17 protein-coding genes are annotated in these 21,786 nt (G+C 62.5%); 2 read left to right on the top strand and 15 right to left on the bottom strand.

Going from position 1 to position 21,786, the window contains the following annotated elements:
- Positions 1-330: 330 nt before the first annotated feature.
- The 15 genes from gloA to QU481_RS08340 all read right to left on the bottom strand — a co-directional run bounded on the left by gloA (position 331) and on the right by QU481_RS08340 (position 17,811).
- The gene (gene gloA / locus QU481_RS08270; protein WP_289829474.1) at positions 331-720 is read right to left on the bottom strand and encodes a lactoylglutathione lyase; all 390 of its coding nucleotides are present in this window, start codon (positions 718-720) and stop codon (positions 331-333) included.
- A 60-nt stretch (positions 721-780) separates the two neighbouring features.
- Positions 781-1,470 (bottom strand): M48 family metallopeptidase, encoded by a 690-nt coding sequence (locus QU481_RS08275; protein WP_289829475.1) that lies wholly within the window; start codon positions 1,468-1,470, stop codon positions 781-783.
- On the bottom strand, positions 1,439-2,209 hold the full coding sequence (locus tag QU481_RS08280; RefSeq protein ID WP_289829476.1) for a lysophospholipid acyltransferase family protein: 771 nt from the start codon (positions 2,207-2,209) through the stop codon (positions 1,439-1,441). The genes QU481_RS08275 and QU481_RS08280 overlap by 32 nt, the downstream gene beginning before the upstream one ends.
- A 52-nt stretch (positions 2,210-2,261) precedes the next feature.
- Positions 2,262-2,807 carry a D-glycero-beta-D-manno-heptose 1,7-bisphosphate 7-phosphatase gene (gene gmhB / locus QU481_RS08285; protein WP_289829477.1) on the bottom strand — a complete coding sequence of 182 codons (546 nt, stop codon included), beginning with the start codon at positions 2,805-2,807 and terminating at the stop codon, positions 2,262-2,264.
- A gap of 70 nt (positions 2,808-2,877) precedes the next feature.
- A complete protein-coding gene (gene glyS, locus QU481_RS08290) occupies positions 2,878-5,085 on the bottom strand; it encodes a glycine--tRNA ligase subunit beta (RefSeq protein ID WP_289829479.1) in 2,208 nt (735 codons plus the stop codon).
- Between the two features lie 63 nt (positions 5,086-5,148).
- Positions 5,149-6,039, bottom strand: a complete 891-nt coding sequence (glyQ, locus tag QU481_RS08295; protein WP_289829553.1) for a glycine--tRNA ligase subunit alpha — start codon at positions 6,037-6,039, stop codon at positions 5,149-5,151.
- Between the two features lie 386 nt (positions 6,040-6,425).
- Positions 6,426-7,457, bottom strand: coding sequence for an L-threonine 3-dehydrogenase (gene tdh, locus QU481_RS08300; RefSeq protein ID WP_289829481.1), 1,032 nt, complete (start codon positions 7,455-7,457; stop codon positions 6,426-6,428).
- Positions 7,458-7,584: 127 nt separating this feature from the next.
- Positions 7,585-8,790, bottom strand: a complete 1,206-nt coding sequence (locus tag QU481_RS08305) for a glycine C-acetyltransferase (RefSeq protein WP_289829482.1) — start codon at positions 8,788-8,790, stop codon at positions 7,585-7,587.
- 333 nt (positions 8,791-9,123) lie between these two features.
- On the bottom strand, positions 9,124-10,125 hold the full coding sequence (gene hemB, locus QU481_RS08310) for a porphobilinogen synthase (protein ID WP_289829483.1): 1,002 nt from the start codon (positions 10,123-10,125) through the stop codon (positions 9,124-9,126).
- 91 nt (positions 10,126-10,216) lie between these two features.
- Complete coding sequence (locus QU481_RS08315; protein ID WP_289829484.1) at positions 10,217-10,420, bottom strand: hypothetical protein; 204 nt, start codon at positions 10,418-10,420, stop codon at positions 10,217-10,219.
- Between the two features lie 216 nt (positions 10,421-10,636).
- The gene (gene dnaJ, locus QU481_RS08320) at positions 10,637-11,773 is read right to left on the bottom strand and encodes a molecular chaperone DnaJ (RefSeq protein WP_289829485.1); all 1,137 of its coding nucleotides are present in this window, start codon (positions 11,771-11,773) and stop codon (positions 10,637-10,639) included.
- 263 nt (positions 11,774-12,036) lie between these two features.
- The gene (gene dnaK, locus QU481_RS08325) at positions 12,037-13,953 is read right to left on the bottom strand and encodes a molecular chaperone DnaK (RefSeq protein WP_289829486.1); all 1,917 of its coding nucleotides are present in this window, start codon (positions 13,951-13,953) and stop codon (positions 12,037-12,039) included.
- A gap of 110 nt (positions 13,954-14,063) precedes the next feature.
- A complete protein-coding gene (gene grpE, locus QU481_RS08330) occupies positions 14,064-14,612 on the bottom strand; it encodes a nucleotide exchange factor GrpE (RefSeq protein ID WP_289829487.1) in 549 nt (182 codons plus the stop codon).
- 182 nt (positions 14,613-14,794) lie between these two features.
- The gene (locus tag QU481_RS08335; protein ID WP_289829488.1) at positions 14,795-16,141 is read right to left on the bottom strand and encodes a nucleobase:cation symporter-2 family protein; all 1,347 of its coding nucleotides are present in this window, start codon (positions 16,139-16,141) and stop codon (positions 14,795-14,797) included.
- Positions 16,142-16,461: 320 nt separating this feature from the next.
- Positions 16,462-17,811 carry a nucleobase:cation symporter-2 family protein gene (locus QU481_RS08340; protein WP_289829489.1) on the bottom strand — a complete coding sequence of 450 codons (1,350 nt, stop codon included), beginning with the start codon at positions 17,809-17,811 and terminating at the stop codon, positions 16,462-16,464.
- 722 nt (positions 17,812-18,533) lie between these two features.
- Between QU481_RS08340 and aceA the strand changes: the two genes are divergently transcribed.
- Together aceA and aceB are read left to right on the top strand one after the other, a co-directional pair.
- Positions 18,534-19,829 carry an isocitrate lyase gene (gene aceA / locus QU481_RS08345; protein ID WP_289829490.1) on the top strand — a complete coding sequence of 432 codons (1,296 nt, stop codon included), beginning with the start codon at positions 18,534-18,536 and terminating at the stop codon, positions 19,827-19,829.
- Positions 19,830-19,965: 136 nt separating this feature from the next.
- On the top strand, positions 19,966-21,567 hold the full coding sequence (gene aceB, locus QU481_RS08350) for a malate synthase A (protein WP_289829492.1): 1,602 nt from the start codon (positions 19,966-19,968) through the stop codon (positions 21,565-21,567).
- Positions 21,568-21,786: the final 219 nt, after the last annotated feature.

The following is a 21,786-nucleotide window of genomic DNA, read 5'->3' on the forward strand; positions in this document are numbered from 1 at the left end:
TCACAGTGTAGCCGCCGACTTCCAACGGGCATATCGCCCGATTGCAAAAAGGGACGGACAGTCCGCCCCAAACACGATACGACGCATAGCGTGCCTTGGCTCGTCCCTCTGGAGGAGATTCGATTTCAGGTCATGCGCTAGGCACAGCCGGACGAGCAGGCCGCCCCACGACAACGACGGCCGTCCAAGAACCGCAGCCACAACTTGACGTTGTGATGCTGTCTTGCCGTTCTATTTGTACTGTCTGAGGCCGCGCGCCTCGCCAAGGCCGCTTCACTGAGTGTTGTTAGCGGCTCTAAAACGGCTTCTGAGGAAAGGGGGCGTCGTCGCTTAGCGGCGGCCCTTCTGGATGAACTCGATCTTGTAGCCGTCCGGATCCTCGATGAAGGCGATCACCGTGGTGCCGTGCTTCATCGGGCCGGCTTCACGGGTTACCTTACCGCCCTTGGCGCGGGCCGCGTCACAAGCGGCGGCCGCGTCGTCGACCTCGACCGCGATGTGGCCGTAGCCGGTGCCCAGTTCGTACGATTCGGTGTCCCAGTTATGGGTCAGTTCAAGTACAGCAGTGTCCTTCTCGTCGCCATAGCCGACGAAGACCAGGGTGAAGCGACCTTCCGGATAGTCGGTCCTGCGCAGCAGCTTCATGCCGAGCACGTCCTGGTAGAACGCCAGCGAGCGCTCGAGGTTGCCGACGCGCAACATGGTGTGTAACAGACGCATGGGGGTTCTCCTTAAGTCTTGCCGCCAACCGCCGCCCAACCTGCTGGCTGCGGCAGGGGCTCAGCCGATTTCGAACAGCTCGGCCGAATGCTGTTTGAGCCAGTCGCGCCGGGCCTGCCACTCCGGACAATGCTGGCCGACCAGCGCCCAGAACGCGGCAGAATGATTCATGTGCTGAAGATGGGCGAGTTCGTGCACGATCACGTAGTCGCTGATCGCCACCGGTGCCTGCACCAGCCGCCAGTTGAGCCGCACCACGCCGGCGCTGCTGCAGCTGCCCCAGCGGCCGCGCGCATTAGCGAGTTTCACCTCGCGCGGGATCAGGCCGGTATGGCGCGCCAGCGCCGCAGTGCGCGCGGGCAGGTACAGCGCCGCCTCCCGCGCTAGCCATTGCGCCAGCAGCGCGCGCTGTTCGGCCGGTTCGATGGCTCCGGCCAGCCACAGCGTGTCGCCATCGCGCCGCACGCTGCGGCGCTTTCCCTCGTACGGCGCGGGTCGCAGCGCCTGACCGAACAGGCTGACTCTCTCCGGCAGCGCCTCGCTCACGATCGGCGCAGCCCGCCACTGCTGGGCAATCCAATCGCGGCGAAGTTCCAGGATGCGCTGCAATTCGGCCAGCGGCACCCCGGGCGGGGCGGCCAGCTTCACCTCGCCATTGGCGATGCGCAACGAGATGCGCGTGCGCGCCTTGCGCGACACGCGTACCGGCACCCTGCCCTCAGGCAGAGTGAGATGCAATACGTCGGGCACGATCGTCCGGGTTAGCAAACGGGCCGACCCCGCCGATCTCGCACTGGCGCGCCTCGATCCACTCCTCGGCCTCCCTCATCAACGCCTCGGGACCGCGCGCCTCGTTCGGATAGAGCGGCTTACCGATCACTACGGTGATCTCGCCCGGCTGCTTGATGAAAGCATTGCGCGGCCAGAATTCGCCGGCGTTGTGAGCCACCGGCACCAGCGGCATCTCCAGCGTCTTGGCAAGACGCGCCGCACCGAGCTTGTACTTGCCGCGCTTGCCCGGCTTGATGCGGGTGCCCTCCGGGAACACGGTGATCCAGAAGCCGTGGCGCAGCCGCTCCTTGCCCTGTTTCAGCAGCCGGTTGTTGGCGGTCGCTCGGTCAGCACGGTTGATGGTGATCGGGTTCATCAGCGCCAACCCCCAGCCGAACACCGGGATCCACAACAGCTCGCGCTTGGCGACATAGATCTGCGCCGGGAAGATCGCCTGCAGCGCCAGCGTTTCCCAGCCGGACTGGTGCTTGGAGCAGATGATGCCGGGATTATCGCCGATGTTCTCGGCGCCGATTACCTTGTACCTCAGGCCGACCACGTGGACCAGCGTCCAGGTCAACACACGCGCCCAGGTCTGGCCGATCACGTGGCGGGTGCGGCGTGGCAGCGGCGCGGCGATGAACAGGGCAAGGAAAAACAGCGGCGTGATGATGATCAGCACCAGCCAGTAAATCAGGTTGCGAAGCAAAATGGACATAATGACACCGTTCGTCCAAGCTCGAGGCCGGCCGAACACTCCTGCAAATCGGTCAGTCGGTGGCACCGCCGATTAGGTAATCGGCAGCATCGAAAAGGTTGTCGAACACCAGCGTGCCCTCGGGCAGGCCACCGGCGGCCAGGGTCTTCTCCCCCTTGCCGGTCTTTACCAACAGCGGCTGGCCACCGACTGCGGCAATCGCCTGCAGATCACGCAGGCTGTCGCCGATCAGCGGCAGGCCGTTGGTGTCGGCGTTGAAGCGCTGGGCGATCTCCTGGATCATGCCCGGCATGGGCTTGCGGCAATCGCAGTTGTCGTTGGCGGTGTGCGGACAGAACAACACCGCGTCGATGCGGCCGCCTGCCTGGCCGACCAGCCGGTGCATCTTCTCGTGCATGGCATTGAGTGCCTGCACGGTGTAGAGCTTGCGGCCCAGCCCCGACTGGTTGGTCGCCACCACCACGCGCCAACCGGCCTGGGTGAAGTTGGAGATCGCCTCCAGGCTCTTGTCGATCGGCACCCACTCGGCCGGGCTTTTCACAAAATCGTCGCGGTCGTGATTGATCACGCCATCGCGGTCCAGAATCACCAGTTTCACAGCATCCCCTCAAGAGACACGAAAGGCGCACGCCCCCTCCCCCGAGGACGTGCGCCCGCTTGCAGCGGCCTTACTCGGCCAGCAAGGAAATGTCAGCCACGCGGTTGAACAGCGCCGACAGGCGCGCCAACAGCGCGATCCGGTTGGCGCGCACCGCGGCATCGTCGGCCATCACCATCACGCCGTCGAAGAACGCATCCACCGGTGCCTTAAGGCCGGCCAGCAGCGACAGCGCGGCGGTGAAGTCGTGAGCGGCGAACTTGGCCTCCACCTGCGGCGCCAGCGCCTCGACCGCCTGATGCAGCGCGGTTTCGGCCGCCTCGGCGAACAGCGCCGGGTTGACCGCACCGACCTCGCCCTCGGCCTTCTTCAGGATGTTCTTCACGCGCTTGTTGGCGGCGGCCAGCGTGGCCGCTTCCGGCAGGCGCTTGAACTCGGCCACCGCGGCCAGCACCGCACGCACCTCGTCGAGGCGGTCCGGGGTCTGCGCCAGCACGGCGTCGATAACACTCAAATCAATAACTGGTCTATTACCAGACAACTGACCCGCTAGCATCTCCCCAGCTTCCTGAGTAGAAAGCTTGCCAGCATTAACTTGTGCATGAACCTCTTGAGCAAATGCATGTTGCGCAGCGAGGTTTGGCACAACACTACCCTCCTCTAGAAGCTCCATGCGCAACAAGTTTCTGAGGCGTTCAAGCATGAAGCCGTACAGCTCGTCGGCTGTGTTGGCCGCCAGCTTGCCGGCCGGGAAGACCTCGGCTACCAGCTTCAGCAGTGCCTTCAGGCTCAGCGGCGATTCGAGCAGCATGCGCAGCACGCCCAGCGCGGCGCGGCGCAGCGCGAACGGGTCCTTGTCGCCGGTCGGGATCAGGCCGATGCCCCAGATGCCGACCAGGGTTTCGAGCTTGTCGGCCAGCGCCACCGCGGTAGCGATCGGGCCGACCGGCAGCGTGTCGCCGGCGAAGCGCGGGTGGTAGTGGCCCTCGATCGCGGCAGCCACCTCCGGGTCGTGACCGTCGTGCAGCGCGTAATACATGCCCATCACGCCCTGCAGTTCCGGGAACTCGCCGACCATGTCGGTGACGAGGTCGGCCTTGGCGAGGTAGGCGGCGCTTTCGGCACGGTCCTGATCCGCCCCCAGCTGCGCGGCGATGCCGCCGGCGATCGCCTGCAGGCGCTCGACGCGCTCCAGCACGGTGCCGATCTTGTTGTGGTAGACCACGTGCGCCAAACGCGACAGACGGGTGTCGAGGCGGTGCTTCTGGTCCTGCTCAAAGAAGAACTTGGCGTCCGACAGGCGCGCGCGCAACACGCGCTCGTTGCCGTGGATGATGTTGGACGGGTCTGCCGCCTCCAGGTTGGATACCAGGAGGAAGCGGTTCATCAGCTTGCCCTGACCGTCCAAGAGCGGGAAATACTTCTGGTTCTGCTGCATAGTCAGGATCAGGCACTCCTGCGGCACGCGCAGGAACTCGGCCTCGAAGCCGGCCTCCAGCACCACCGGCCACTCGACCAGCGCGGTCACCTCGTCGATCAGCGCGTCATCGGCGGCGATGGTCGCGCCAAGGTCGGCGGCGTGCTTGTCAAGGCGGTGACGGATCAGGCTGCGGCGGGTATCGAAGCTCGCCACCACCTTGCCCTGTTCGAAGAGTTCGACCGGGTACTGGTCGGCGTGGCTGATCACCACCTCGCCCTGCGACAGGAAGCGGTGGCCGCGGGTGGCGTTGCCGCTCTTAAGGCCCAGCACCTCGCCCGGCACCACTTGGTCACCGTGCAGCATGATCAGGCCGTGCACCGGACGCACGAACTGGTGGTCCAGGTCGGACCAGCGCATCAGCTTCGGCACCGGCAGCTTCTTCAGCGCGGAGGCCACGATGTCGGACAGCGCGGCGGACAGCGGTTCGCCGGTCTTGGTCGACTCGTAGGCGTACACGTCCTGCTTGCCGTCGTTGGAGACGGTCAGCTCGTCGACGCTGACGCCGCAGGAGCGGGCGAAGCCTTCCAGCGCCTTGGTCGGCACGCCGTCTTTCATGCCGGCGGCGAGCGACGGGCCTTTCTTCACGATGTGCTGGTCCGGCTGCAATGCCAGCACGCCGGCGATCTGCACCGCCAGGCGGCGCGGGGAGGCGAACACGTGCACATTGGCATCGGCGGCGGCAAACTGCAGTTTCCTCAGTTCGTCGCTAATCGTGTCGGCGAAGCTGGCCGCCAGCTGAGGCAGCGCCTTCGGCGGCAGTTCCTCGGTCAAAAGTTCAATCAGCAGGGTTGCGTTCATGGTGTCTGTTCTGTTCGGTCGCACGAATGCGCCGCCGGCGATGGCACGGCGGCGCGGCTCGGGTCAGTCGCGCTTGAGCATCGGGAAGCCCAGGGCTTCGCGCGAGTCGTAGTAGGCCTGCGCCACGCCGCGCGCCAGGTTGCGGATGCGGCCAATGTAGGTGGCGCGCTCGGTCACCGAGATCGAACCGCGCGCATCGAGCAGGTTGAAGGTGTGGCCGGCCTTGAGGATCATCTCGTAGCCCGGCAGCGGCAGGCCGGCTTCCAGCAAGCGCTTGGCCTCGGCCTCGTAGTCGTTGAACTGGCGGAACAGCAATTCGACGTTGCTGTGCTCGAAGGCGTACTTCGACTGCTCCACCTCGTTCTGGAAGAACACATTGCCGTAGGTGACCGGGGTGCCGTCCGGCAGGTAGGTCCACACCAGCTCGTAGACGTTCTCGATGTTCTGCAGGTACATCGCCAGACGCTCGAGACCGTAGGTGATCTCGCCGAGCACCGGCTTGCAATCGAGGCCGCCCACCTGCTGGAAGTAGGTGAACTGGGTCACTTCCATGCCGTTCAGCCACACTTCCCAACCGAGGCCCCAGGCGCCCAGCGTCGGGTTTTCCCAGTTGTCCTCGACGAAGCGGATGTCGTGCTGGGTCGGATCGAGGCCCAGTTCCTTCAGCGAACCGAGGTACAGGTCCTGGATGTTCGGCGGCGACGGCTTCAACACCACCTGGAACTGGTGGTGCTGGAACAATCGGTTCGGGTTCTCACCGTAGCGGCCGTCCTTCGGGCGGCGCGACGGCTGCACATAGGCGGCGTTCCACGGCTCCGGGCCGAGGGCGCGCAGGAAGGTGGCGGTGTGCGAGGTGCCGGCGCCGACTTCGGTATCGTAGGGCTGCAGCAGGGCACAGCCCTGGCGATTCCAGTAGTTCTGCAGCGTGAGGATGATTTCCTGGAAAGTCAGCATGTCACGTGAATGGGTAATGGACAAAATTGGATCGATTTTACTTGCCTTTACCGACGCGGGAAAGCAAGCATCGCGCCGGATTGGCGGTATATGTCCTTCACACTGAATGACTAGGACATTAGCAACATGACTGCAGAGCGATGCTGGGCCGAGGCCGGCGACGGCCAAAGCCGGCACACACTGCCGAGCCCTGTCACTGGATCACGCAAATCCGACACCGGCCCTGCTGCCAACGGCAGCGCAATAGGGAGCGATAGCCATCACTTCGGCTTCACCAAGGGGGAATGACTCAAAAGCACCGACGCTTTCACGCAGCCCCAATGACAACGGGCCGGCCCCATGAGGAGCCGGCCCGTTAGACCAACTTAGCGGTCAGTCGTCGGCGCTTACGCCGCCTGCCAGTCCAGGATCACCTTGCCCGACTGCCCGGACAGCATCGCCTCGAAGCCGGCTTCGAAGTCGTCGACCTTGTAATGGTGAGTGATGATCGGGCTGATATCGAGGCCCGATTGCAGCAGCGCCACCATCTTGTACCAGGTCTCGAACATCTCGCGGCCGTAGATGCCCTTGATCTCCAAGCCCTTGAAGATCACCTGGTTCCAGTCGATCGCGGTGTTGTCCGGCGGGATGCCGAGCAGCGCCACCTTGCCGCCGTGGTTCATCACGTCGAGCAGCTGACGGAATGCCTGCGGGTTGCCGGACATCTCCAGGCCGACGTCGAAGCCCTCGTGCATGTCCAGCTCGGCCATCACTGCCTTCAGGTCCTGCTTGGCGACGTTGACCGCTCGGGTCGCGCCCATCTTCTCGGCCAGACCCAGCCGGTACTCGTTGACATCGGTGATCACCACGTGACGCGCGCCGACGTGGCGTGCGATCGCCACCGCCATGATGCCGATCGGGCCGGCGCCGGTGATCAGCACGTCCTCGCCGACCAGGTTGAAGCTCAGCGCGGTGTGCACCGCGTTGCCGAACGGGTCGAAGATCGATGCCAGGTCATCGGAGATGTCGTCCGGGATCGGGAAGGCGTTGAACGCCGGAATCACCAGGTATTCGGCGAAGGCGCCCGGGCGGTTCACGCCGACGCCGACGGTATTGCGGCACAGGTGGCGGCGGCCGGCGCGGCAGTTGCGGCAGTAGCCGCAGGTGATGTGGCCTTCGCCGGACACGCGCTGGCCGAGCTTGAAGCCCTGCACTTCCGAGCCGATGCCGGCGACCACACCGACGTATTCGTGGCCGACGTGCATCGGCACCGGGATGGTCTTCTGCGCCCAGTCGTCCCAGTTCCAGATGTGGATGTCGGTGCCGCAGATCGCGGTCTTGGTGATCTTGATCAACAGATCGTTGTGGCCGATTTCCGGCACGGCCACGTCGGTCATCGTCAGACCCTTGGCCGGTTGCAGTTTTGCCAATGCTTTCATGAAGCTGCCTCTACTTGTCCTTGTCGGGTTAGCCGAAGGATCGCCCCGGCCCACCCTGTCTTAATCCGGCCCGCTATCGGGGCCGCTCGGCAAACGGCAACAGGTGATGCGCCGCCCGCCATGATCATTATGCCGGGATCACGCCCAGCTTCTGCCCTACCTTGATGAACGCCGCCACCGCCTGCTGCACCTGCTCGGTGGTGTGGCCTGCCGACATCTGGGTGCGGATGCGTGCCTTGCCTTTCGGCACCACAGGGTAGGAGAAGCCGATCACGTACACGCCTTCCTTCAAGAGTTCGGCCGCCATCTCGCCGGCCAGGCGCGCGTCGCCGAGCATCACCGGGATGATCGGGTGCTCGCCCGGCACCAGCTCGAAGCCGGCTTCAGCCATCTCATTGCGGAACAGCTCGGCGTTGGTCTTCAGCCGCTCGCGCAGCTGGCGCCCCTCGTCGGACGCGAGGATCTCCAGCACTTTCAGGCTGGTGGCGGCCAGCGCCGGGGCCAGGCTGTTGGAGAACAGATAGGGGCGCGAGCGCTGGCGCAAGAGCTCGACGATCGGCTTGTGCGCCGACACGTAGCCACCCGATGCGCCGCCGAGCGCCTTGCCCAACGTGCCGGTGTAGATGTCGACCCGGTCGGCCACGCCGCAGTATTCCGGGGTACCGGCGCCGGTGTCGCCGATAAAGCCGACCGCGTGCGAGTCGTCCACCATTACCAGCGCGTCATAGCGTTCGGCCAGATCACAGATGCCCTTCAGGTTGGCGATGATGCCGTCCATCGAGAACACGCCGTCGGTGACGATCAGCTTGAAGCGTGCGCCTGCCTCGTCGGCAGCCTTGAGCTGTGCCTCGAGGTCGGCCATGTCGTTATTCTTGTAGCGGTAGCGCCGAGCCTTGCACAACCGAATGCCGTCGATGATCGACGCGTGGTTCAGCTCGTCCGAGATCACCGCGTCCGCCTCGCTCAGCAGCGTCTCGAACACGCCACCGTTGGCGTCGAAGCAGCTCGAATACAGGATGGTGTCGTCAGTGCCGAGAAAGCGCGAAATCGCCGCCTCGAGCTCCTTGTGCACGCTCTGGGTGCCGCAAATGAAGCGCACCGAGGCGCAGCCGTAGCCGTAGTCGTCGAGGCCCTGCTTGGCGGCGGAGATCAGCCGCGCGTCATCGGCGAGCCCCAGATAGTTGTTGGCGCAGAAGTTCAGCACCGCGGAACCGTCGGCCAGCGTAATGCCAGCGCCCTGCGGGGTGGCGATGATGCGTTCGGGCTTCTCGAAGCCGTCGGCGCGGATCTGGTTCAGCGTGGCCTCGAGATGGGCGAGATAGGTATGGTTCATGAAAGACTCTGTACGTGTCGGTTACACAAGCGAGCGCACTGCCGCCGGGGTGGCCGGTAACAGTGTTCAGAAACGGGAGCATGGAGCGGTGCGCTGCCGGCAAGGTTGGCCGAAAGAGCGCGCTCCGGCCCTGTCTGCGTCGATTGTAGCCAAAGCGGCCGGTTTTGACCGGCCCCACGTAACAGGTCGCAATAAAAAACCCGCCTGCATTCGCAGGCGGGGTGGTTTTTGCTACAGCGACAGGGCCACTGCCCTGCCAGTTGGCGAGTGCCCCACTAAGCAGTGAAAGTCATAGGGCCAGGCAGGACAATAACGCCGGAAGAACTCGGGTACTCAGCGTTGCAAAGCGCGCGCGGCGTCCAGTGCAAAATACGTCAGGATGCCATCTGCGCCGGCGCGCTTGAACGCCACCAACGATTCCATCATACAGGCCTGTTCGTTCAACCAACCGTTGGCGAACGCCGCTTTCAGCATCGCGTACTCGCCGGACACCTGGTAGGCGAAGGTCGGCACCTTGAACTCGTCCTTCACGCGGCGGATCACGTCGAGGTATGGCATGCCCGGCTTCACCATCACCATATCGGCCCCCTCGGCGAGGTCCAGCGCGATTTCCTGCAGCGCTTCGTCGCTGTTGGCCGGGTCCATTTGGTAGGTGAACTTGTCGGCCTTGCCAAGGTTGGCCGAAGAGCCGACCGCGTCGCGGAACGGGCCGTAGAACGCCGAGGCGTACTTGGCCGAGTACGCCATGATGCGGGTGTGGATCAACCCGGCCTCTTCCAGCGACTCGCGGATCGCCCCGATGCGGCCGTCCATCATGTCGCTAGGCGCCACCACCTCGGCGCCGGCCTCCGCATGACACAGCGCCTGGCGCACCAGCACGTCGACAGTCTCGTCGTTGATCACGTAGCCGGACGCGTCGAGCAGGCCGTCCTGGCCATGGATGGTGTACGGGTCGAGCGCCACGTCGGTCATCACGCCCAGCTCCGGGAAGCGCGCCTTCAGCTCGCGGATCACGCGCGGCACCAGGCCATCCGGGTTGTACGCCTCTTCGGCCAGCTCGGTCTTGCCCGACTCGATCACCGGGAACAGCGCGATCATCGGGATGCCCAGCTTGACCATTTCTTCGGCGGTGTAGAGCAGCTTGTCCAGGCTCTGGCGCGCCACGCCCGGCATCGACGGCACCGCCTGCTCGCGGTTGGCGCCATCGAGCACGAATACCGGATAGATCAGGTCGTTGGTGGTCAGCACGTTCTCGCGCATCAATCGGCGCGAAAACTCGTCACGACGCATCCGGCGCATCCGGGTCGACGAAGCATAGCGGTTGGCAAAAATCATGATCACTCCCGTTATTAAATCGGTGCTGTTACAGACCATTGTCCTGACAAGCGGTTCAACCGGTCACAGGCAAAGCACGCAAAAAAACGCGTCAACGCTGACGCGGCGGCTCGTCCTTCTTCAGCGGCTCATCGTCCTCGGGCGGGTCGTCGTCGAAGCGACGGTAGGTACCGGGCGACACGCCGGGGGGCAGATTCAGCGGCGGCTCACGCTTGGCCAGCCGCACCAGCGTGCCGACCACGGTGGCGATCGGCGCGACGATAATCACGATCCAGAACCAGATCGAATGCAGCATGGCAGCGGTCTTTAACAGAAAAACAGGCAGTCTACTCTTTGCGACTCGGCCCGGCAAAAACGGGCCGGCGACAGGCGGCACATCACCGGCGATGATCATAACGAGAGGGGTTGGGCTTTTGACCTCTTCAAGTATACGAGTCAGCCCTTCCGAAAAGCAGACATGAAAAAACGGCGGCCAATCGGCCGCCGTTCTCAAACGCATCGCGTAGCAAGCTTAGTCGAAGAACTCGCGCAGCTTGTCCATAAACGACTTGGCGCGCGGGTTGTGAGTGGCCTTGTCGCCCTCGCCGATCTGCTCGAACTCGCGCAGCAGTTCCTTCTGGCGATCGGTCAGCTTCACCGGGGTCTCGACCACCACATGGCACATCAGGTCGCCGTAGTCGTTGCCGCGCACCGCCTTCACGCCCTTGCCGCGCAGGCGGAACACCTTGCCCGACTGAGTCTCGGCCGGGATCTTCATCTTGGCCATGCCGTCCAGCGTCGGGATCTCGATCTCGCCGCCCAGTGCCGCCGTGGCGAAGGTGATCGGCATCTCGCAGTGCAGGTCCATGCCGTCGCGCTGGAACACCGCATGCTGCTTGATGTGGGTGACCACGTACAGGTCACCGGACGGGCCGCCGTTGGTGCCCGGCTCGCCCTCGCCCGCCAGACGGATGCGATCGCCCTCGTCGACGCCGGCCGGGATCTTCACGTTCAGCGTCTTGTGCGTCTTCAGCTGGCCGGCGCCGTGGCACTTGGTGCACGGGTCGGTGATCTGCTTGCCGCTGCCGTGGCAGGTCGGGCAGGTCTGCTGCACCGAGAAGAAGCCTTGCGACACACGCACCTGGCCATGGCCACCGCAGGTCGAGCAGGTCTTCGGGCTGGTACCCGGCTTGGCGCCCGTGCCGTGGCAAACATCGCAGTTCTCGTGGGTCGGGATGCGGATCTGACGCTCGCAGCCCTTGGCAGCCTCTTCGAGCGTGATCTCCATGTTGTAGCGCAGGTCTGCACCACGGTAGACGTTGGAACGCCCGCCGCCGCCCGCGCGACCACCGAAGATGTCGCCGAAGATGTCGCCGAACGCGTCGGCAAAGTCGCCGAAGCCGCCGGCACCACCGCGGAAGCCACCGCCCGCGCCCATGTTCGGGTCAACGCCGGCATGGCCGAACTGATCGTAGGCGGCACGCTTGTCCGATTCGGACAGGATCTCGTACGCCTCCTTCACTTCCTTGAACTTGTCCTCGGCTTCCTTGCTGTCCGGGTTGCGGTCCGGATGGTACTTCATCGCCAGCTTGCGATACGCCTTCTTGATGTCGTCGTCGGACGCATCGCGATTGACGCCGAGCACGTCGTAATAGTCACGTTTGGACATGGTGTCTTAACCTTGTGGCCCACTGCAAAGGGTGGCCGAAAACGGAAATGCCGAAACAGCAAAGGCACAGAGGCCGGCGGGATCATTCCCCACCCGCCCCTGTGCCTCTCGAGCCTGTCATCCTCCTGCTACGCGTCCCTGATCGGGGTTCATGTGCGGCTCGGAATCCTCATGTACTGCTGTACATTCCGGTTCCTGCGCTGCGCTTCACCCCGCTGAGGGCCGCTCGCGACAGAGTCTGAACAGGCTCGGGACCTCAACGCTTACTTCTTGTCCTTCACTTCTTCGAACTCAGCGTCGACCACGTTGCCGTCGTCCTTCTTGGCGTCGGCACCGGCGGCCGCTTCGCCTTCCGGCTGCTGCTGAGCGTACATCTGCTCAGCCAGCTTGTGCGACGCTTCCATCAGCGCCTGTACCTTGGCGTCGATCACTTCCTTGTCGTCGCCCTTCACCACTTCTTCGGCTTCTTTCAGCGCGGCTTCGATCTTGGCCTTTTCGGCGGCATCGATCTTGTCGCCGTACTCGGTCAGCGATTTCTTCACCGAGTGGATCAAGCCTTCGGCCTGGTTCTTGGCTTGCACCAGTTCGGCCAGCTTCTTGTCTTCCTCGGCGTTGGCCTCGGCGTCCTGCACCATGCGCTCGATCTCGGCTTCCGACAGACCCGACGACGCCTGGATGGTGATGTTGGCCTGCTTGCCGGTGCCCTTGTCCTTCGCCGATACATGCAGAATGCCGTTGGCGTCGATGTCGAAGGTCACTTCGATCTGCGGCATGCCGCGCGGTGCCGGCGGAATGTCCGACAGGTTGAACTGACCCAGCGACTTGTTGGCCGAAGCGCGCTCACGCTCGCCCTGCAGCACATGGATGGTCACCGCGTTCTGGTTGTCCTCGGCGGTCGAGAAGGTCTGGGTCGCCTTGGTCGGGATCGTGGTGTTCTTCTGGATCAGCTTGGTCATGATGCCGCCCATCGTCTCGATACCGAGCGACAGCGGGGTCACATCCAGCAGCAGCACGTCGGTACGGTCACCGGCCAGCACCGAACCCTGGATCGCGGCGCCAACGGCCACGGCTTCGTCCGGGTTCACGTCGCGGCGCGCTTCCTTGCCGAAGAACTCCTTCACCTTGTCGATCACCTTCGGCATGCGGGTCTGACCGCCGACCAGGATCACGTCGTGGATGTCGTTGATCGACAGGCCGGCGTCCTTCAGGGCCACGCGGCACGGCTCGATCGAACGCTCGATCAGGTCTTCCACCAGGCTCTCGAACTTGGCACGGGTGATCTTCATCGCCAGGTGCTTCGGACCGGTCGCGTCCATGGTGATGTACGGCAGGTTCACCTCGGTCTGCGCGGCGCTCGACAGCTCGATCTTGGCCTTCTCGGCCGCTTCCTTCAGACGCTGCAGCGCCATCACGTCGTTCTTCAGGTCCACGCCCTGTTCGCGCTTGAACTCGGTCACGATGTAGTCGATGACGCGCTGGTCGAAGTCTTCGCCGCCGAGGAAGGTGTCGCCGTTGGTGGCCAGCACTTCGAATTGCTTGTCGCCGTCAACGTCGGCGATCTCGATGATCGAGATGTCGAAGGTACCGCCGCCCAGGTCGTACACGGCAATCTTGGTGTCGCCCTTCTCGTGCTTGTCCATGCCGAACGCCAGTGCAGCGGCGGTCGGTTCGTTGATGATGCGCTTCACTTCCAGGCCGGCGATGCGGCCTGCGTCCTTGGTGGCCTGACGCTGGCTGTCGTTGAAGTAGGCCGGTACGGTGATCACCGCCTCGGTCACTTCCTCGCCCAGGTAGTCCTCGGCCGCCTTCTTCATCTTGCGCAGCACTTCAGCCGAGATTTGCGGCGGGGCCAGTTCCTGGTCGTTCACTTTCACCCAGGCGTCGCCGTTCTTCGCCTTGGTGATTTCGAACGGCATCAGGTCGATGTCTTTTTGTACTTCCTTGTCTTCGAAGCGGCGACCGATCAGGCGCTTCACCGCGTACAGGGTGTGCTTCGGGTTGGTGACCGCCTGGCGCTTGGCCGGGGCGCCGACCAGGATCTCGCCGTCGTCCATGTAGGCGATGATCGACGGAGTGGTACGCGCGCCTTCGGCGTTCTCGATCACCTTCGGCTGGCCGTTTTCGATCACGGACACGCAGGAGTTGGTGGTGCCCAGGTCAATACCGATAATTTTGCCCATATTCTGTATTCCTATTCCTTGTAACTCGATTTTTTGCCGCTCTTGCCGGGCGGCATCGTCTGTCTTGGTTAGCTACATCGTGGCCATTCGCCACGTTTTCAAGAGGGGATTTATGCCTTGGCCTTCGCGACCACCACCATCGCCGGACGCAACACGCGATCGGCCACGGTATAGCCCTTCTGCATCACGCGAATCACGGTGTTCGGCTCGGCGTCCGACTCCTCGGCGCTGATCGCTTGATGCTTGTGCGGGTCGAGCTTCTCGCCGATCGGGTTCACTTCGCTGATGTCGGCCTTGTCGAACGCGGAGGCCAGTTGCTTCAGCGTCAGGTCCACACCGAATTTCAACGCGTCGAACTGACCGCTCTGGTCGGCTAGCGCCATCTCCAGGCTGTCCTTCACGCTAAGCAGCTCGCCGGCAAACTTGTTGATCGCAAACTTGCGGGCGTTCTGCACGTCTTCGGTCGCGCGGCGACGCAGATTGTCAGCGTCGGCGCGGGCGCGCAGGAAGTTGTCCTTCAGCTCGGCGACTTCCTTCTCCAGCTCGGCGATTCGGGTCGCGTCGTCACTCGCTTCGACGCCGGCTGCTTCGGCCAATTTGTCGATGGCGATATCCGCGGCATCCACCGCCCCTTGCTTGCTGTTCTCGTTTTCCTGCATGACGATTCCTTAACTGAATCCGACAATGGTAAAGACTGGATCAAGGTAAGGTCTTTAACCGGTAATTCAAGAGCGATCGACACTGATCGCCACGTTTTCTGTCGCCACCGGCCTGCCCGACAAACAAAAACGGCCCCCGATTACTTTCGGGAGCCGATCGGCTCATTTATATGCAGTGAGACTTACACCGTCTCGCGAGCAATCTCTTCAATGAACTCGCCCTCGTGCTCGTCAATGACCTGAGTCGGACGGCCCGGCAGGATCAGATTCAGGAACAACGCCACCAGCGAGCCCACGGTGATGCCCGAAGCGAAGACTTCCTTGATGAAGGCTGGCAGTTTGGCCAGCAGTTCCGGACGCATCGTCACCGCCACGCCACACCCGATTGCCACCGCAATGATCAGGCCGTTGCGCTTGGTATGTTCGACCCGGCCGAGCATCTGGATGCCGGCAGCGATGATCATCGCGAACATCATCAGCCCCGCGCCACCGAGCACCGGCAGCGGGATGGTCACGATAAATGCCCCGAGGATCGGAAACAACCCGGCCAGCACCAGCAGCATGCCTGTCAGCGTCACCACGTGACGGCTGGCCACCCCGGTCAGCGACACCACACCGATGTTCTGCGCGAACGACGAGAACGGCGTGGTCGACATCACCGCGGCCAGCGCCGAGCCGACGCCATCGCACAGAACGCCGCGGGCGATCTTCTTGCCGCTCATCGGGGTCTTGGTGGCCGCGCCCAGCGCCAGGAAGTTACCGGTCGATTCGACGATAGTCACCAGGTAGGCGATCGACATGCCGACGATGCCCGAGATCGGGAAGGCCAGGCCGAAGTGCAGCGGCTGCGGCACCGCAAACGACTGCGCCTGATGCACCGCCGAGAAATCCACCAGGCCGAACGCCAGGCAGACCAGGTAGCCGACAAACATGCCGATCACGATCGCCGCCGCCGAAATGATGCCCTTGCCCCACTGCACCAGCCCGATCACCAGGATCAGCACGAACAGCGCGATGCCGAGGTTGGCCGGATCGGCATAGTGCGCCGAGCCCACCTGGCCGCCGGCGAACCAGTCGATCGCCACCGGAATCAGCGACAGGCCGATCATCGTTACCACCGTGCCGGTCACCACCGGCGGGAACAGCTTGCGGATCTGCGGCATGAAGAAGCTGCCGACGATCATCACGAAGGAGCCGACCAGCGACGACCCGAGAACCCCCGCCATGCCGTGCTCGAAGCCGACGGCGATCGCGGCGGCCACGAAGGTGAAGCTGGTACCCATCACACAGGGCAGCTTGATGCCGATCGGGCCGACGCCCTTGCACTGGATGATCGTTACCACGCCCGACACCATCAGTGCCGCGTTCACCAGCGCCACTACCTGCTCGGTCGGCAGCTTCAGCACGCCGCCCACCACCAGCGGCACCGCGATGATGCCGCCCAGCGCAGCCAGCAAATGCTGGGCGGCCAGCAAGAACGACGTCGCCAATGGCGGCCGGTCCTCCACGTTGTACAGCAACTGTTCCATCCTGCATCTCCTCAATCGAATTGGACACGGTCGACTACCGCCAGCCTAAAGAGTCTTGTTGTTAAAATTTTTAAGGCGGCAATCTTGTCAACTTCACGTAATGGATGTCAATTCCATTTTCACAAAAACCATCAGATCATGTTTTTTTCATAGAAAAACTGGATTTTTACCAGAAATTACCGGGAATTTATCTCAATAAAAATACATGCCGATTGTCGAACAATGCTTTGCAGAAACAAATTCCAATCATCTATATCGGCATTTAAAAAGCAAAGGCCCACCGCGCGCGGTGGGCCTTCAATTGGAATCTCTCCGTCGGCTCAGGCAGCCTCGCTGGCAATCTCCTCGAGTTCGCGCGCCTGCAGCTCGTGCTCATGTTCGCTCTCGACCGGACGGCCCGGCAGCAGCAGATTGAGCAGCACCGCCACCAGCGCACCGACGGTAATCCCGGAGCCGAACACTTCCTTGACGAAGGCCGGAAGCTTAGACAGCAGCTCCGGTCGCGCCGTCACCGCCAGGCCGCAGCCGATCGCCACCGCGATGATCAGGCCATTGCGCTTGGTATGCTCGACCTTGCCCAGCATCTGGATGCCGGCCGAAATGATCATCGCGAACATCATCAAACCCGCCCCTCCCAGCACCGGCTGCGGCACCGTCACCACCAGCGCGCCAAGCACCGGGAACAGGCCGGCCAGCAGCAGCATCACGCCGGTAAAGGCCACCACATGGCGGCTGGCCACCCCGGTCAACGACACCACGCCGACATTCTGGGCAAAGGTCGACACCGGCGGACTCGACACCAACGAGGCGAAGGCCGAGCCGACGCCATCACACAGGATGCCGCTGGACAACCGCTTGCCGTCCACCTCGGTTTTCGTGGCCGAGCCGAGCGCCATGAAGGTACCGGTGGTCTCCACCATGGTGACCATATAGGCGATCGACATCGCCACGATACCGGACGGAGGAAAGGACAGCCCGAAATGCAGCGGCTGCGGCAGCGCGAACACCACGGCATGCTGCACCTGGGTGAAATCGACCTTACCCATCAGCAGACAGACCAGATAGCCAACGAACATGCCGATCACGATCGCCGACGCCGAGATGATGCCCTTGCCCCACTGCACCAACCCGATCACCGAAACCAGCACCAGGAAGGCAATACCCAGATTGACCGGGTCGCCGTAGTTGGCCGAATGGGCGCCACCGGCAGCCCAGTCGATCGCCACCGGCACCAGCGACAGGCCGATCATGGCCACCACCACACCGGTGACGGCGTGCGGGAACAGCTTGCGGATCTGCGGCATGAAGAAGCTACCGGAGATCATCACCAGCGAGCCGACCAACGACGAGCCGAGAATGCCCGGCACACCATGTTCCATGCCGACGCTGATCGCCGCACCGACGAAGGCGAAGCTGGTGCCCATCACACAGGGCAGGCGAATGCCGACCGGCCCGACGCCCTTGCATTGAATGATGGTGACGATACCCGAGCCGAGTAGCGCGGCATTGACCAGCGCGACCACCTGATCGGCCGGCAGGCGCAACGCGCCGCCTATCACCAGTGGCACGGCAATGATGCCCCCCAGGGCGGCCAGCAGATGCTGGGCGGCAAGCAACAGGGAGGTCAACACGGGCGGGCGATCCTCCACCCTAAACAGCAACGGGTTCATCTGGCTTCTCCATCTACTCTCAATCAGGCACTGCTCTGCTTAAGATTGTTATGTGTGTTTCTTACTGGCCGCCATACTGTAGTTTCCACCTGATGGATGTCAATTCCATTTTATGAATTTGAGACAAAATCAATCGATGCCATCCATACCATTGTTTTCTCTCAACTTTATATCTTCATATAAAGATAAAAATCTTAGACGTCATTGAATTGGCGCATTTCGGAAACAAAGCGCTCTGCCATTGGCACTTTCTGTCCAACTATCACCCGCCACCGGCGAGATTCACCCAAGCCTAATGGTGCCATCTCTGCCCGCCACGGCTAGCCCGCCTCACCGCCCCCCCCTGCCCGTCGCACCACCGCCACAACCTTTTTTTGCAAAAGTGTCGACACTTTTTAAAAAACAGCGCAAATTGTTCGCAAAGACAGCACAGCACAGCACCATTTTTTTTCGATTTTAACCAGACATGTTTGTTTGTGAATAACCCTGATTTTATTAGCTAAAAATGGCTTCACAGCACAAAAAAATGTGATTTAATGGAAGCACAACGACACCAGACGGCACCTAGAAATGCCGCACCGCAGCGAAGCCAGTCGCAACCAAACTGGCGACAGATCGCAAGATCGGCCTGCCGTTCGTCGACAGCAGACCGAAAGGAAGAAAACAGCGCCGACCTTTAAAGCCGGCACCGAGGAAACCTACCAAGGAATAGGGAGAGCACCATGACCACCCGCGAACAACGCATTGCCGCCATTCAACACGACTGGGACACCAACCCGCGCTGGAAAGGCATCACCCGCACCTACACCGCCGCCGATGTCGAGCGCCTGCGCGGCTCGCTGCAGATCGAGCACACCCTGGCCCGCCGCGGCGCCGACAAGCTCTGGCAGCACATCACCAACGAGCCGTTCATCAACGCGCTCGGTGCCCTGACCGGCGCCCAGGCAATGCAGCAGGCCAAGGCCGGCCTGAAGGCAGTCTACCTGTCCGGCTGGCAGGTAGCCGCCGACGCGAACATCGCCGGCCAGATGTACCCGGACCAGTCGCTCTACCCGGCCAACTCGGTACCGGCCGTGGTCGAACGCATCAATAACACCTTCCAGCGCGCCGACCAGATCCAGCATTCCGAAGGGGTGAACGAAGGCGACGCCAACTTCATCGACTACTTCCTGCCGATCGTGGCCGATGCCGAAGCCGGTTTCGGTGGCGTACTGAACGCGCATGAACTGATGAAGTCGATGATCGAAGCAGGCGCCGCCGGCGTACACTTCGAAGACCAGCTCGCCTCGGTGAAGAAATGTGGCCACATGGGCGGCAAGGTGCTGGTGCCGACCCGCGAAGCAGTGGAAAAGCTCTCCGCTGCACGTCTGGCAGCCGACGTGATGGGCGTGCCGACCGTGATCATCGCCCGTACCGATGCCGAGGCGGCCGACCTCTTGACCACCGACGTCGACGACCGCGACAAGCCGTTCTGCACCGGCGAGCGCACCGTGGAAGGCTTCTACCGCGTCAAGGCGGGTCTCGAACAGGCGATCGCCCGCGGCCTTGCCTACGCGCCGTACGTCGATCTGATCTGGTGTGAAACCGGCACCCCGGATCTGGAATATGCACGCAAGTTCGCCGAGGCGATCCATGCTGAGTTCCCGGGCAAGATGCTGGCGTACAACTGCTCGCCGTCGTTCAACTGGAAGAAGAACCTCGACGACGCGACCATCGCCAAGTTCCAGCGCGAGCTCGGCGCGATGGGTTATCGCTTCCAGTTCATCACCTTGGCAGGCTTCCACAGCCTCAACTACTCGATGTTCGACTTGGCTTACGGCTACGCTCGTGAGAACATGAAAGCGTTTGTGGAACTGCAGCAAAAAGAGTTCGCCGCAGCGGAACGCGGTTTCACTGCAGTCAAACACCAGCGTGAAGTGGGGACCGGTTACTTCGATGCCGTTACCCAGACCATCCAGGGCGGACAATCGTCCACCACAGCCCTGAAAGGGTCCACGGAAGAAGCCCAGTTCCACTGAGCGCCCCCTGCTCGACACAGGCCCTCGCCGCGACGTAAGGTGTTGTTTTACCGAACGTTGCGGCGTTCGCATTGCCTAATCTGACAACCATTGAGAAAGAGGCGGATAACCGCCCGCGCAAAATTCAGGAAAACGCATGATGACTCGACCAACCTACCCTGCCGGTATTGAGATCGAGGGCTCGATCACCCCGGAATTTGCCGAGATCCTGACCCCCGAAGCAATGGAATTCATTTCCAAACTTCATCGCAAATTTGAGCCGCGCCGCCGCGAATTGTTGCAGGCACGCATCACTCGACAGAAAGCCCTTGACAGCGGAAAGCTACCTGATTTTCTGCCGGAGACGGCAGAGATCCGCAACGGCGACTGGAAGATCGCGCCGCTGCCGAAGGACCTGCTCGATCGCCGCGTCGAGATCACCGGCCCGGTAGAACGCAAGATGATGATCAACGCGCTCAACTCCGGCGCCAAGATCTTCATGACCGACTTCGAAGATGCCAACTGTCCGAGCTGGGAAAACCAGATCCAGGGCCAGATCAACGTCCGCGATGCCTACCGCAAGACCATCAGCTTCACCTCGCCGCAGGGCAAGGAATACAAGCTGAACGATCAGATCGCCACCCTGCTGGTGCGTCCGCGCGGCTGGCACCTGATGGAAAAGCACGTGAAGATCGACGGCGACATCGTGTCCGGCGCCATCTTCGACTTCGCGCTGTCCTTCTATCACAACATCAAGCACCTGGTTGCCAACGGTAGCGCCACCTACTACTACCTGCCGAAGATGGAGTCGCACCTCGAGGCGCGCCTGTGGAACGACATCTTCTGCTTCGCGCAGGACGAGCTGGGCATCGCCCGCGGCACCATCAAGGGTACCGTGCTGATCGAGACCATCCTCGCCGCCTTCGAGATGGAAGAGATCCTGTACGAGCTGCGCGAGCACTCCGCCGGCCTGAACGCCGGCCGCTGGGACTACATTTTCAGCTGCATCAAGAAGTTCAAGACCAACAAGGACTTCTGCCTGGCCGACCGCGCCCAGATCGGCATGACCGTGCCGTTCATGCGCGCCTACGCCCTGCTGCTGCTCAAGACCTGCCACAAGCGCAACGCCCCGGCCATCGGCGGCATGAGCGCGTTGATCCCGATCAAGAACGACGAAGCGGCCAACGAGAAGGCCCTGGCCGGCGTGCGCGCCGACAAGGACCGCGATGCGGCCGACGGCTACGACGGCGGCTGGGTGGCCCATCCGGGCCTGGTGCCGGTGGCCATGGCTGCCTGGGACGCCGTGCTGGGCGACAAGCCGAACCAGATCGACAAGCAGCGTGACGATGTGAACGTGAGCGGTGCCGACCTGCTGAACTTCCAGCCGGAGACCCCGATCACCGAGACCGGCCTGCGCATGAACATCAACGTGGGCATCCAGTACCTGGGCGCCTGGATCTCCGGCTCGGGCGCGGTACCGATCCACAACCTGATGGAAGATGCCGCCACCGCCGAAATCTCGCGCGCGCAGATCTGGCAATGGATCCGCAGCCCGAAGGGCGTGCTGAACGACGGCCGCAAGGTCACCCACGAGCTGTTTGCAGAACTCGCGGCCGACGAAGTGGCCAAGCTGCGCGACGAGTACGGCAGCAAGTGGACCAAGCAATACGAGGATGCAGCCGAGATGTTCAAGATGCTGACCACCTCGGATGACTTCGTCGAGTTCCTGACCCTGCCGGGTTACGAATACCTCGCCTAAGCCTCGCAACGCAGCAATTTGCCACGTTGCACCCCAAAGCGGCCCCATGCGGGCCGCTTTGTTTTTGCCGATCACTTCACACCGAAACATCCTGCCTACAATATCCAATTTTTGAAATAATATTTTGTCTACTGGCGGATATTTTTTTGTTCTTTGCAATAAAATTGCGAACATGCGCCGGCGCCTGACGCGCCGCCGTGCTGTGCCTTATAAAGATCA

It is taken from the genome of Crenobacter oryzisoli (genome assembly GCF_030385785.1).
Taxonomy (GTDB): Bacteria; Pseudomonadota; Gammaproteobacteria; order Burkholderiales; family Chromobacteriaceae; genus Crenobacter_A; species Crenobacter_A oryzisoli.

What these genes read in the sequence shown, in the direction of transcription:
- gloA (WP_289829474.1), bottom strand. Translation starts at nt 720, where the DNA reads ATGCGTCTGTTACACACCATGTTGCGCGTCGGCAACCTCGAGCGCTCG.
- QU481_RS08280 (WP_289829476.1), bottom strand. Translation starts at nt 2,209, where the DNA reads ATGTCCATTTTGCTTCGCAACCTGATTTACTGGCTGGTGCTGATCATC.
- glyS (WP_289829479.1), bottom strand. Translation starts at nt 5,085, where the DNA reads ATGAACGCAACCCTGCTGATTGAACTTTTGACCGAGGAACTGCCGCCG.
- glyQ (WP_289829553.1), bottom strand. Translation starts at nt 6,039, where the DNA reads ATGCTGACTTTCCAGGAAATCATCCTCACGCTGCAGAACTACTGGAAT.
- tdh (WP_289829481.1), bottom strand. Translation starts at nt 7,457, where the DNA reads ATGAAAGCATTGGCAAAACTGCAACCGGCCAAGGGTCTGACGATGACC.
- QU481_RS08305 (WP_289829482.1), bottom strand. Translation starts at nt 8,790, where the DNA reads ATGAACCATACCTATCTCGCCCATCTCGAGGCCACGCTGAACCAGATC.
- hemB (WP_289829483.1), bottom strand. Translation starts at nt 10,125, where the DNA reads ATGATTTTTGCCAACCGCTATGCTTCGTCGACCCGGATGCGCCGGATG.
- QU481_RS08315 (WP_289829484.1), bottom strand. Translation starts at nt 10,420, where the DNA reads ATGCTGCATTCGATCTGGTTCTGGATCGTGATTATCGTCGCGCCGATC.
- dnaJ (WP_289829485.1), bottom strand. Translation starts at nt 11,773, where the DNA reads ATGTCCAAACGTGACTATTACGACGTGCTCGGCGTCAATCGCGATGCG.
- dnaK (WP_289829486.1), bottom strand. Translation starts at nt 13,953, where the DNA reads ATGGGCAAAATTATCGGTATTGACCTGGGCACCACCAACTCCTGCGTG.
- grpE (WP_289829487.1), bottom strand. Translation starts at nt 14,612, where the DNA reads ATGCAGGAAAACGAGAACAGCAAGCAAGGGGCGGTGGATGCCGCGGAT.
- QU481_RS08335 (WP_289829488.1), bottom strand. Translation starts at nt 16,141, where the DNA reads ATGGAACAGTTGCTGTACAACGTGGAGGACCGGCCGCCATTGGCGACG.
- QU481_RS08340 (WP_289829489.1), bottom strand. Translation starts at nt 17,811, where the DNA reads ATGAACCCGTTGCTGTTTAGGGTGGAGGATCGCCCGCCCGTGTTGACC.
- aceA (WP_289829490.1), top strand. Translation starts at nt 18,534, where the DNA reads ATGACCACCCGCGAACAACGCATTGCCGCCATTCAACACGACTGGGAC.
- aceB (WP_289829492.1), top strand. Translation starts at nt 19,966, where the DNA reads ATGATGACTCGACCAACCTACCCTGCCGGTATTGAGATCGAGGGCTCG.